Raw genomic sequence first — 12,391 nt, 5'->3', positions numbered from 1 at the left:
ACAAAAGAGTTCTTCTATATTTCATCGTTCACACTTCATACTTTGTTTAACGACGTTGAAATTCCGGCGAACCGAGTACGAGTCCGAATACTTTCGCGAAGGTCGGGTCAACCGGGGTTTGCGCGATGGTCGGGCTTTGAATACCCATTCGTCTTTCAAAGCCGAGCAAATTGCGTTCGGCTCGGCTCACCTGATCGCCGCCGCCGAGCGCCTGTCGCGGTCGCGGATTCGCATTCGGATCATTCATCATCTCATCGGCTTTCGCGGCTCCGGCGATGGTTGGAATTTTCGCTTCATCGCCGAGTTCGCCTTTCACTGCGACCCCTTCTTTCAATTGTTTCTCAAGCACCGCGCGGGTTTGCGCTGACACTTGATTATCCAACAATACGGCAATCGCTTTATCGAGCACCTGTTTTTCATTTTTCGCATCGGCTTTGCCCGCAACTTTGTTGATGTCGGCATTGGTTCCGGCAATCTTATTTGAACTGAGCGCCAAGGCGAAATTCAATCGTTCCAGCAACGCGCCGGTGTTGACCCATTGTTCGGCGCGGTCAGGATAACCGGTCGGCGGTTGATAAAGGTAAAGCGGTTGTCCCATCTTGGCAACAAATTGCGCCACCTGACGCGGGTTGACGGTTTCTGCGCCAACGGCGCGAATCGCTGAAATGGCGAGTTCAAACGGCGATTTGATTTTGGCGCGATAGCTTTCCGTCGCGTAAAACTCCGGTGAAGTGTAAATGGTTTTTAACATTTCGCGGATGTCGCCATCGGTCTTCATATAAACGCCTGCGACTTTTTCAATCAACGATTGCGGCGGGTTGTCGCTGACGAATTTATGCGCCAGTTTAGTTGAAATGAATTTCGCGGTGCTCGGATGTTTCGCAAGAATTTCAATAACCTTTTCGCCATCTTCGATACCGCCGCCTGCGGCAATTTTTTGACCGAGGATGATTTTTTCGCCGCTATCATGCATCACTGGACGGAACATAAATTCGCCTGCGGCTTTTTTGCCCCCGGCGTTTGGTCGTTCAATTGTCCAACCGGTAAAGCAACGCGCCACTTCCTGCACATCTTTTTGCGTGTAGCCGCCATCGACGCCAAGCGTGTGCAGTTCCATCAACTCGCGCGCATAGTTTTCGTTGATGCCGGGTTTGCGGCGGGCGAATTGCTCTTGCGCCTGCTGCAATCGCTGGCGTTGTTCTTCGGTCATCTGCCCCGGTTGAAAACGTCCGCCCGGACGATTGGCTTGTCCTCTGCGCGCTGTCGGCAAATTCATATTCGGAGAACTCGATTGAAAGTTGTCGAGATATTGCATCATTGCCGAACTCCTGGCAGTTGCCAGCACCAGGTCTTTGAATTTGCCGAGCGTATGCGGGCGAATGGCATTCATTTCGTAATCGGTTGCGGTGGCGCGCACACCGTTTTTGGGCCAGAAGACATTGAAATGATTGAACCAGAAATCGGTCAGCACTTCCTGTAACTGGCGTTCGCTGTAAATCGCGCGGATGATTTTTTGCCCCTGTAGTTCCTGCAACAAAAAAGCCTGCGGTCGGGCATCGTTTTCCTGGTAATACTTCATCACCGCCTGACGTTGTTCGCGGCGGTCTTTTTCATCCGCCTGCGCGTCAGGGTTTTGATTATTTGCTGCCTGTTGACCGGGCTTAAATCCAAGCTGGCGCAACAAAAATTGCGGATTCGGGTATTTTTCGTTGATCTGAGCAAGCGTCATATCAAGCGACTCGAACGGTTTCAACCGCGCATTGATTGCCGAATCATCAATGCGGTCGGGGTGGAGTTGCAAATCGAGATATTTGTCAATGCCCATTTTTTTGACCCGTTCGACATCGCCCGGACGCGCGCCGAATCCCGCGCGGTTAAGCAGATGAACAATTTTTTGTTCTTCGCTGAGTCCTTTGTTTGCAGAGGTTTTCATCTTACTATCGGCTGCGACCAACGCAATATTGGATGCAATCATTGAGAAAACCAGAAACAGCGCAGTCATTGAATACAGCGCGCGCCGATTGGCTGTCATTAAATTAAATGTGAAAGCTTTTTTCATCATAACCACTTCCCTCAAAAAGATATTGCCACTGACTGACCCGTTCGTCAGCAAATTTGCTCAAGTCCTGTTGTTGATTTTGGCGTTGCAAAACCTTAGACGAATGAGGTGGTCATTTGGTTTGGAAAGTTGAAATATTTTGCGCGGCGGAGAAAAAGAAATAAATCACAGAAAGATGGCGCGAAACCGCAACTCGAATTACTATTGCTGTAATTTGTCAACGAGGAAACCGGAATCAATGAACGCGAACCAACCTGTCACAGACGCAAGTCAATTGCCCGCAAGCGAGATTTATGTTTTGTGGATAACCGCAGGGCTTGGTTGTGACGGCGAATCGGTCGCGCTTACGGCAGCCATGCAACCGAGCATCGAAGACCTGGTGCTCGGCAATTTGCCGGGACTGCCGAAAGTGCATTTCTACAATCCATTTTACGCTTATGAAAATGCCGATGAGTTTATGCGCTTGCTGGCATTGGCTGAGGCAGAAAAACTCAAGCCGTTTATTCTGGTTATTGAAGGCTCAATTCCCAACGAAGCGATTAAAAGCGAAGGGTACTGGGCGGCGCTTGGCACCGACCCGACAACCGGACAACCGATCACCACTTGTGAATGGATTGACCGTCTCGCGCCCAAGGCTTGGGCAGTAATGGCGGTTGGCACCTGTGCAGCTTATGGCGGCATACACGCGATGGAAGGCAATCCGACCGGGGCGATGGGGCTTGCCGATTATCTCGGTTGGAATTGGAAATCGAAAGCCGGTATCCCGATTGTCAATGTGCCGGGCTGTCCGACGCAACCGGACAATCTGACAGAGACCTTGCTTTATCTGCTTTTTCAAGCCGCAGGGCGCGCGCCGGAGATTCCGCTTGATGAAGCCTTCAGACCGGTATGGCTATTCGGCGATACGGTTCACGAAGGCTGCGACCGTGGCGGCTACTATGAACAGGCACAGTTTGCCGAAAGCTATGGCTCGCGTTATTGCATTGTCAAACTCGGATGCTGGGGACCGGTCGTACAGTGCAATGTTGGCAAGCGCGGTTGGATAAATGGATTGGGCGGTTGTCCGAATGTCGGCGGCATTTGCATCGGTTGCACAATGCCGGGTTTCCCCGATAAATTCATGCCGTTTATGGAACAGCCGCCGGGGTCATTGCTCTCATCTCAGGCAGTGATGACTTATGGTCGGGCGATTCAGGCGTTGCGTCGCTATACCCAGATTTCTCTGAACCAGGAACCGGCATGGCGCAAACGCGGGTCTCGATTGACCACAGGCTATCACACGCGAATCTACACCAATGAAAAGTCATGAACGTTAATGAGCCGCCCACAACTGTCAACCGCAAAGGTGAACCATCCTATACGGATTCGGCTTTGCCCGCCGACCTCAGCGAAGCAGAAAGCGTATTGACCGCGCTTGCCGATGTTTTTTTTCTGGTTGAATCGAACCTCGGACAAACGCCGCTTTCATTCATCGGGCAGGCGCAAAGAGAGTTGCCCGATTTAAGCGAGCGTTACCGCATTCTGGTCGAGCAAATTCCGGCAGTAGTCTTCATGGCGTTTTTCGACAGAGGCATCAGCGAAGCCTATGTCAGTCCACAAATCGAACGCACGCTCGGCTTCACGCAGGAAGAATGGTTGCGCGACCCGGTGCGTTGGTATAAACAGATTCACCCGGATGACAAAGGGCGTTGGAGTATCGAAGCGGCACAAACCTTTTTGACCGGAGAACCTCTGCATTCGGTGTATCGCGTCCTGACGCGCGACGAACGGGTGGTGTGGTTTCAATGTGAAGTGAAGATGGTGCGCCACACCGACGGGCGACCGTGGTTCATTCACGGCGTCGGCTTTGACATCACCGACCTCAAACAGACGGAAGCGGCGCTCTCTCGCAATGAAGAGATGCTGCGCGGGATTTTTGAATACGCGCCGGACACCATGCTGGTGGTTGATCACAACGGGCGCATTGAACGGGTCAACGCTCAGGTAGAAGAGATGTTCGGATACCGACGCGACGAGTTGCTTGGGCAGCAGGTTGAAGTCCTCTTACCTGAAAAATTCCGCCAGCACCATGTGGCGCGCCGCACCGCTTACACCCTTGACCCGCACCTGCGACCGATGGGCGCGGGGCTGACGCTTTACGGCAAACGTAAAGACGGCAGCGAGTTTCCGGTTGAAATCATGCTCAGTCCGGTAACTGCGGCATCCGGCAGATTGGTTATCGCCGTCATCCGTGACATCTCCAGACGCAAACATAATGAAGAAGCCTTGCGCGAATATGCCGAGCGCATGGAAATCCTGTCGCGCCGTTTGATTGCTGTGCAGGAAGCCGAACGGCGCAAGCTGGCGTTGGAGTTGCACGATGAAATCGGACAAATTTTAACCGGGCTTAAACTCAAATTGGAGATGAGCGCCAAACTCACGACCGGCGCGGCACACGCAAGCCTCACCGAAGCGCAGACCCTGGTCAATGAATTGATGACCCACACGCGTAAACTGTCGCTGGATTTGCGCCCGGCGACGCTTGACCATCTGGGGTTGTTGCCGACTTTATTGATGCACATCCGGCAATATTCTTCGCAAACTCAGGTGCGCGTCGATTTCGGGCATAGCGGACTGGAAAGCCGACGCTTTGCCCCGGAAATTGAAACCGCGGCTTTCCGCATTGTGCAGGAAGCCTTAACCAATGTTGCCAGACATTCCGGCGCACAAGAAGCAAAGGTGCGCATCTGGGCTGATCAACATACGCTCGCCGTTGACATTGAAAATTCCGGCAAAGGCTTTGATGTGGAGACGGTTTTTGCCGCCGGACAGGGGAACGGACTGACCGGGATGCGCGAACGCGCTCTGCTTTCAGGCGGACAATGGGCTATCGAATCAACCGCAGAGAGCGGCACCCGGGTGGTCGCCGAATGGAATCTCAGCGACACTCCCGACTCGCCAATGAATGAGGAAAAATGACGCCAAAAAAAATCTCCATCGTCCTGGCTGATGACCACCGCATCGTTCGTCAAGGATTGCACGCTTTGCTCAGAGGTGAAGCCGATTTCAATGTCATTGGTGAAGCCGATGATGGGTTGGAAGCGCTCGAACTGATTAAGAAATTGACCCCCGATATTGCGGTGCTGGATTTAATGATGCCCGGATTGAACGGCTTGGAAGTGGCGCGACAGGTCAGCAAACAACTGCCGCAGACCAAAGTCATCATTCTTTCCATGTATGACGATGAAGGGTTCGTGCTGGAGGCGCTTGCCAATGGAGTTTCGGGTTATGTGTTGAAAGATGCGGGGTCGTCGGATTTCATTCAAGCGGTGCGCGAAGTCGCCGCCGGTTATCGTTACCTCAGTCCGCCGTTATCCGACCGCGCCATTGAAGCCTATCAACAGATGGCGAAATCCGGCACCTTCGATAAATACGAAACCCTGACGACACGCGAACGCGAAGTGTTGCAACTTTCCGTCGAAGGACATACCAACAGCGAAATTGCCACGCGCCTCAACATCAGCGTGCGCACTGCTGAAACTCACCGTTCGCACCTCATGCACAAACTCGGCGTGCATACCCAGGCGGACTTAATTCGCTACGCTTTGCGACGCAAAATTATCCCGATGGAAAAGGATATCAAGAAGTGAATCCGGCGCTAACTTATCACTTCATAAAACTACGTAGTTTTTTCTCAAAAAATGCGTAGATTTTCGTAGGGCTAGTACGTAGAGTTGCGAATAGACGTCCAAGCCGCCTCGCCTTACAATCGTTGCTGTTTCAGTCTGTAAAAAAACAAGAAATTCGGACTCAGCATCATTAACGCTTAGTAGCACTCTAATTTCTTTACATCACTAACCGGTCTCGGAAAGGAGGCATTAATGGCAACGGAGACGATTCCCTATGGTCGGGTGACGCAACGCGCGCCAGCCGTCAGCGACATTCATATTCTCTGGATTACCGCAGGTTTGGGCTGCGACGGCGACTCGGTCGCCATCACTTCCGCCACTCAACCCGGCATTGAAGATGTGCTTTTGGGAGCCATTCCCGGACTTCCCAAAGTTCACCTCTACAACCCTGTGCTGGCTTATGAAGTTGGCGACGACTTCATGCAGTATTGGGATAAAGCCGAACGCGGCGAACTTGATCCTTTCGTGCTGGTTGTCGAAGGTTCGATACCGAACGAAAAAATCAAGAGCGAAGGTTATTGGGCGGCATTTGGCACCGACCCGACAACCGGGCAACCGATCACCACTTGCGAGTGGATTGACCGGCTCGCGCCGAAAGCCTTAGCCGTGGTTGCCATCGGCACCTGTGCGACTTATGGCGGCATACACGCGATGGAAGGCAATCCGACCGGAGCGATGGGGCTTGCCGATTATCTCGGTTGGAATTGGAGATCGAAAGCCGGTATCCCGATTGTCAATGTGCCGGGCTGTCCGGTACACCCGGATAATTTTATGGAGACGGTGCTTTATCTGCTGTATCTGGCGGCGGGGCTTGCGCCGATGATTCCGCTTGATGAGGTCGGGCGTCCGCTGTGGTTATTTGGCAGCACGGTTCACGAAGGCTGCGACCGCGCAGGCTATTACGAGCAGGGCGAGTTTGCCGAGGAATACGGCGCGCCTCAATGTATCGTTAAACTCGGATGCTGGGGACCTGTGGTCAATTGCAATGTGCCCAAGCGCGGTTGGACAGGCGGCGTTGGTGGTTGCCCGAATGTCGGCGGCATCTGCATTGGCTGCACGATGCCCGGTTTCCCCGACAAGTTCATGCCGTTTATGGATGAGCCGCCGGGCGCGAAACTTTCTTCGACAACTGTCGGGCTTTACGGCAAAGCAATCACGACATTGCGCAAGCTCACCAATGCAACGCTCAATAAAGAACCGAAATGGCGGCACACGCGCGCCGAACTAACCACCGGCTATCGCCCAAGAACTTACTAATAAGGAGCAGAACATCATGTCAACAATGACGAAACCGAAATCAAGCGCGCCGACCGCCTCAAAGAAATTAGTAGAGATGAACTGGGACCCGATTACCCGCATCGTCGGCAGTCTGGGCATCTACACGAAAATTGATTTTGACAATCGCGAAGTCGCCGAATGTTACAGCACCTCGTCAATCTTTCGCGGCTACAGTATCTTCATGAAGGGCAAAGACCCCCGCGATGCGCATTTCATTACCAGCCGCATCTGTGGCATCTGCGGTGATAATCATGCCACCTGCGCCACCTATGCGCAGAATATGGCATTCGGCATTCATCCGCCGGCGCTTGCCGAATGGATTGTCAATCTTGGCGAAGCGGCAGAATATATGTTCGACCACAACATCTTTCAAGATAATCTGGTCGGCGTCGATTTCTGTGAACAGATGGTCAGAGAGACCAATCCGAGTGTCTGGGAAAAAGCCAAGAAGACCGACGCGCCGCACGCCGATATTCATGGCTATCGCAAAATTTCCGACATTATGACGGCGCTCAATCCGTTCACCGGGGCTTTTTATCGCGAAGCTTTGCAAACCAGTCGCTATACCCGCGAAATGTTCTGTTTGATGGAAGGCAAACACGTCCATCCATCAACTCTCTATCCGGGCGGCGTCGGCACCGTGCCGACCATTCAACTCTTCACCGATTACATCGTCCGCCTGATGCGTTATGTCGAATTTATGAAGAAAGTCGTACCGCTGCATGATGATTTGTTCGATTTCTTTTATGAAGCCCTGCCGGGTTATGAAAAGGTCGGACAGCGGCGCGTGCTGCTTGCCTGTTGGGGGTCGTTCAATAACCCGGACATTTGCGATTACACCTATAAAAACATGAGCGATTGGGGACGCGCCATGTACGTGACGCCGGGCGTTGTCGTGGATAATAAACTGGTCACTACAGACCTCGTGGACATCAATCTCAACATCCGCATTCTGCTTGGCAGTTCATACTATGATGGCTGGGAAAACGCTGAAACTTTCGTCAAGCAAGACCCGCTTGGTAATCCCGTAGACCAGAATCACCCGTGGAATCAAACGACGATTCCCCGACCGCAAAAGCGCGATTTCGATGACAAATATACCTGGGTAATGTCGCCGCGCTGGTATCACGCCAATGAACCGGGCGACACCAAACATCTGGCATTGGATACCGGCGGCGGCGCGATTGCCCGGCTCTGGGCGACGGCGCTTGCCGGACTCGTGGATATCGGTTATGTCAAAGCCACCGGCAACAGCGTGAAAATCTATTTGCCAAAAACCATGTCAATGCCGGAAGTTGAATTCGAGTGGAAAGTGCCGAAATGGTCAAATGCCATCGAACGCGACCGCGCGCGCACTTACTTTCAAGCTTATGCGGCGGCTTGCGCGCTGCATTTCGCCGAACAGGCGATGGCGGAATTGCACGCCGGACGCACCAAGACCTGGACGGAATTCAAAGTTCCCGAAGAAGCCATTGGTTGTGGTTTTCACGAAGCGGTGCGCGGGGTGTTATCTCATCACGTCGTCATCCGTGATGGCAAGATTGCCAATTATCATCCGTATCCGCCGACGCCGTGGAATGCCAACCCGCGTGACATTTATGGCACTGCCGGACCCTATGAAGATGCTGTACAAGGCACTCCGATTTTTGAAGAGAACGGTCCCGATAATTTCAAAGGCATCGATATTATGCGTGCCGTAAGAAGTTTCGATCCCTGTCTGCCGTGCGGGGTGCATATGTATTTAGGCAACGGGAAAACATTGGAGACGCGCCATTCACCCATGTTCGGCGTCAATTATTAAAAGTGAGGGAGTCCTGAGTCAGTCGCTCTCACGCATCCTAAGGCACGGAGTTTTATCTATGGTTCTTAACTTTCAGCTCCGTGCCTTAAACCGTCTTTAAAAAGCCGACCCGATTTTATTGCGGCGACCATTTACAATTGGGGTTATCCAATTAAAATTTTGCGAACCTGAAAAGAGGCATGGTTGTGGCTCAAATCGATAAAAGAGAATTTCAACAACGACTGCAAAAAATCGAGCATCTGGTTCACACCATCGAATCGGCAGCCGACCCGAATGTACGCGCCAGCGCCGTCGAGTTGATGCAAACCGTGATGGAACTCCACAGCAAAGGCATCGAGCGCATGCTGGAAATAGCATTTGAATCCGGGCAAACCGGCAGTGAACTGATTGACCGTTTTGGCGACGACGATCTGGTTGCCGGGCTGTTGTTACTTTACGGATTGCATCCGCTCGATATGGAGTCGCGCATTCTACAGGCGCTCGATAAAGTGCGTCCTTATTTACGTTCGCACGGCGGCAATGTTGATTTTCTCGGCATCACTGACGGCGTGGTTCGCTTGAAATTGCAAGGCAGTTGCAATGGCTGCGCGTCGTCGGCGATGACGCTGAAATTAGCCATTGAAGAGGCGATTTACGAAACGGCTCCCGATGTTCTCGGACTCGAAGTCGAAGGCGTGGTCGCTCAACCAACGGCGTTTGTGCAATTGGAGAAATCCATTGCCCAAACACAGCAAACGACGGCAACCGGCGAGAGCCACGGTTGGGAAAATGTCAGCGGCTTGATTTCTTTGCTCGAAGGCGCGGTGCGCACCATAGAGGTTTCCGGTCGTCCGATTCTCTTTTGTCGGGTGGGAGAAAATTATTATGCCTATAACGACCTCTGCCCCGATTGCGGTCAGACCTTGCAAACCGCCGCTTTAAAAGCAACCGCGCTCATCTGTCCCGCTTGCGAGCAACGCTTTGATGTGATGCGCGCCGGACGCAGTTTAGATAAACCGCATCTTTACCTGGAGCCGTTTCCGTTACTGGTCGAACAAGGACAGGCGAAAATTGCTTTGCCGATGTTTGATTGAGTTTAATCATCGGGAGCCAGCGGTTTTCATTTTGCCAGAGAACAGGGGTGAAAATGAGGCTCCTGATGATGAGAGTAAGTGCATTCCATGCATATATCACAACGCCACAATCCATTCACTACGTTGCGCCGCCTGATGCGCGAAAGCGCGCCGCTTGAACGGTGCGAATTGTGCAACACCGAATTGAGCGCAGAGCATCAGCACCTGCTTGAGCCTGCCAGCCGCAAATTGGTTTGTGCCTGTGAGGCGTGTGCCATCCTGTTCAGCAATCCCGACAGTAAATTTCGTCGCGTTCCCAAACGCATCGGTTATTTAAGCGATTTTCTGCTGACCGATGGGCAGTGGGAAAGCCTGATGATTCCCATCAATATGGCGTTCTTTTTTCGCAGCACGATTGCCAATCGCGTGCTGGCGTTTTACCCAAGCCCCGCAGGTCCTACGGAATCGTTGCTGACGCTTGAAGCCTGGCAGGAGATTGTCGCGCAGAACCCGATTTTGCAGACGATGGAAGCGGACGTTGAAGCGTTGTTGATCAATCGCCTCGGACGTGAGCGGCAGTTTGCCGCTGCTCAATATTATCTGGTGCCGATTGATCAATGTTACAAACTGACGGGACTGATTCGCGCACACTGGCGCGGGCTTTCGGGTGGGACGTTGGTATGGGATGAAATCAGAGATTTTTTCGACGATTTGCAAAATCGCGCAATTTCCATCAAGGAGCCGGTTCGTGCCTGATTTACATTTTGAAATTCGCGCCGCCGAAGCCCAAGCTTATGCCGCTGCGCCGACGTTGATTTTTAAACTCGAAATTACCAACGCCAATTCGCAGGAGTCGATTCATACCGTCGCGTTGCGCTGTCAGATTCAAATAGAAACCACGCAGCGTCGCTACAGCGCCACCGAGCAAGAACGGCTGCACGATTTATTTGATAAACCTTCGCGTTGGCATCAAACCCTCAGAACTTTGCTGTGGACGCATACCAGCGTGATTGCGCCGTCATTTACCGGCAGCGCATTGATTGATTTGCCGGTTCCCTGCACGTTCGATTTCAACGTGGCGGCGACCAAATATTTTGCCGGGCTTGAAAGCGGCGAGGTGCCGTTGGTTTTGCAATTCAGCGGCACGATTTTTTATGCCGGCGCAACCCACCCGTTACAGGTGGCGCAGATTCCCTGGAGCAAAGAGGCGAAATACCGACTGCCGATAAGCGTCTGGCAAGAGATGATGAATCTCTATTATCCGAACACGGCGTGGCTCAGTTTACGTCGCGATGTTTTTGACCGCTTATACCTGTACAAAATTGAGCGGGGATTGCCGACCTGGGAACAAACCTTAGAGCAGTTGTTGTCGGCATCCGCGCAGTCGCCAAAAAACGAAACCCCAGGGATGCAGGCGATAGAGACGGATGATAACGAAACGGTGCATTGATGAATTTTAAACAGGTGGAAAAAATTGCCGACGCGGTGCTTTATGAAGGCTATATTCTCTACCCGTATCGCGCTTCGGCGGTCAAGAATCAACAGCGTTTCAATTTCGGCGCGTTACTGCCCGAATCCTATTGCGAAGCGCAACGCGGCAGCGAACACTCAAGCCTGCAAACCGAATGTCTGGTGTTGAGCAAAGCGCACACCACGATTGCTATAAAAGTGCGCTTTCTGCATTTGATGGCGCGGGACATTTACCAACTTGCGGATGCCCCGATTGCGGATGCAAGTGATGACGGGGAGTTGGCGTCGGCGCTCGCAACAAAGTTGCAAGCAGTCGAGGCGCTGGAGGTTGACGGGCAGTTTTTTCAACGATGGCAAGAGGCAACGGAGCGCGAATTCAACGCGCCAAACCTTCAACTGGATGAACTCCTTGCCAAACCGCAGCAGTTGACTTTTTCGTTTCCGGCAAAGCTGGAGCGCGAACTGCTCAGGGATGCCAACCAGGCGGTTGTCGGGGCGGTGATTCGCACACAACAGACGATTGCAGGCACGATTGAATTGCAGGCGCAAGACACCGGATTGCCGGTTGATTCACCGGAACGTTTATGCAAACTCACGGTTCGCCTCCTCAACTTGACGCGCCTGGATGATGCCAATGGTAAAACCCGGGATGAAGCCTTGCTTTACGCGCTGGCTTCCGCGCATACGATTTTAGGCGTGCAGGGCGGCGAATTTGTTTCGCTGCTGGAACCGCCGGAAACCTTCAGCGAGGCGGTTGCCGATTGTCAAAACCTTGGCACCTATCCGGTGCTGGCGGGCGAAGCAGGCGCGCGCGCGGTGATGCTGTCATCGCCGATTATTCTTTATGACTATCCGCAAATCGCGCCGGAAAGCGACGGTGATTTGTTTGACGGAACCGAGATTGACGAAATTCTGTTGCTGAGAATTATGACGCTCACGGATGAAGAGAAACGCGAGATGCGCGCCGTGGATGAACGCGCGCGAAAAATTTTGGACAGGGTCGAAAGTTTGCCGCCCGAACAGTTGATGAAATTGCATGGCGCGCTGCGCGAACGAATTTGAT

Annotated in this window: 10 protein-coding genes; 9 read left to right on the top strand and 1 reads right to left on the bottom strand. The window is 52.6% G+C overall.

What is annotated here, in order from left to right:
• Positions 1-46: 46 nt before the first annotated feature.
• The gene (locus tag AB1757_03340; GenBank protein ID MEW6126074.1) at positions 47-2,062 is read right to left on the bottom strand and encodes a DUF1800 domain-containing protein; all 2,016 of its coding nucleotides are present in this window, start codon (positions 2,060-2,062) and stop codon (positions 47-49) included.
• Positions 2,063-2,297: 235 nt separating this feature from the next.
• Between AB1757_03340 and AB1757_03335 the strand changes: the two genes are divergently transcribed.
• The 9 genes from AB1757_03335 (at position 2,298) to AB1757_03295 (ending at position 12,390) form a co-directional block, all read left to right on the top strand.
• Entirely contained in the window at positions 2,298-3,368 is a 1,071-nt protein-coding gene (locus tag AB1757_03335; protein ID MEW6126073.1) for a hydrogenase expression protein HypE, read from the top strand.
• Positions 3,365-5,017: a PAS domain S-box protein gene (locus AB1757_03330; GenBank protein ID MEW6126072.1), complete on the top strand. Its 1,653-nt coding sequence runs from the start codon at positions 3,365-3,367 to the stop codon at positions 5,015-5,017. Before AB1757_03335 ends, AB1757_03330 begins: the two co-directional genes overlap by 4 nt.
• A complete protein-coding gene (locus AB1757_03325; GenBank protein MEW6126071.1) occupies positions 5,014-5,688 on the top strand; it encodes a response regulator transcription factor in 675 nt (224 codons plus the stop codon). The genes AB1757_03330 and AB1757_03325 overlap by 4 nt, the downstream gene beginning before the upstream one ends.
• Positions 5,689-5,919: 231 nt before the next feature.
• Complete coding sequence (locus AB1757_03320; protein ID MEW6126070.1) at positions 5,920-6,984, top strand: hydrogenase expression protein HypE; 1,065 nt, start codon at positions 5,920-5,922, stop codon at positions 6,982-6,984.
• Between the two features lie 16 nt (positions 6,985-7,000).
• Positions 7,001-8,806 carry a nickel-dependent hydrogenase large subunit gene (locus AB1757_03315; GenBank protein MEW6126069.1) on the top strand — a complete coding sequence of 602 codons (1,806 nt, stop codon included), beginning with the start codon at positions 7,001-7,003 and terminating at the stop codon, positions 8,804-8,806.
• Positions 8,807-8,991: 185 nt separating this feature from the next.
• Positions 8,992-9,879, top strand: coding sequence for a NifU family protein (locus AB1757_03310; protein ID MEW6126068.1), 888 nt, complete (start codon positions 8,992-8,994; stop codon positions 9,877-9,879).
• 87 nt (positions 9,880-9,966) lie between these two features.
• Entirely contained in the window at positions 9,967-10,614 is a 648-nt protein-coding gene (locus AB1757_03305) for a DUF5947 family protein (protein ID MEW6126067.1), read from the top strand.
• Positions 10,607-11,308, top strand: coding sequence for a DUF6084 family protein (locus AB1757_03300; GenBank protein ID MEW6126066.1), 702 nt, complete (start codon positions 10,607-10,609; stop codon positions 11,306-11,308). Before AB1757_03305 ends, AB1757_03300 begins: the two co-directional genes overlap by 8 nt.
• On the top strand, positions 11,308-12,390 hold the full coding sequence (locus AB1757_03295; protein MEW6126065.1) for a hypothetical protein: 1,083 nt from the start codon (positions 11,308-11,310) through the stop codon (positions 12,388-12,390). The genes AB1757_03300 and AB1757_03295 overlap by 1 nt, the downstream gene beginning before the upstream one ends.
• Position 12,391 lies beyond the last annotated feature (1 nt).

The organism is Acidobacteriota bacterium (assembly GCA_040754075.1).
GTDB lineage: Bacteria > Acidobacteriota > Blastocatellia > UBA7656 > UBA7656 > JBFMDH01.
The sequence above is the reverse complement of the archived record's forward strand: the minus strand, read 5'-3'. Positions and strand labels throughout refer to the sequence as shown.

Coding starts and splice junctions, on each gene's coding strand:
- AB1757_03340 (MEW6126074.1), bottom strand. CDS start 2,062: ATGATGAAAAAAGCTTTCACATTTAATTTAATGACAGCCAATCGGCGC.
- AB1757_03335 (MEW6126073.1), top strand. CDS start 2,298: ATGAACGCGAACCAACCTGTCACAGACGCAAGTCAATTGCCCGCAAGC.
- AB1757_03330 (MEW6126072.1), top strand. CDS start 3,365: ATGAACGTTAATGAGCCGCCCACAACTGTCAACCGCAAAGGTGAACCA.
- AB1757_03325 (MEW6126071.1), top strand. CDS start 5,014: ATGACGCCAAAAAAAATCTCCATCGTCCTGGCTGATGACCACCGCATC.
- AB1757_03320 (MEW6126070.1), top strand. CDS start 5,920: ATGGCAACGGAGACGATTCCCTATGGTCGGGTGACGCAACGCGCGCCA.
- AB1757_03315 (MEW6126069.1), top strand. CDS start 7,001: ATGTCAACAATGACGAAACCGAAATCAAGCGCGCCGACCGCCTCAAAG.
- AB1757_03305 (MEW6126067.1), top strand. CDS start 9,967: ATGCATATATCACAACGCCACAATCCATTCACTACGTTGCGCCGCCTG.
- AB1757_03295 (MEW6126065.1), top strand. CDS start 11,308: ATGAATTTTAAACAGGTGGAAAAAATTGCCGACGCGGTGCTTTATGAA.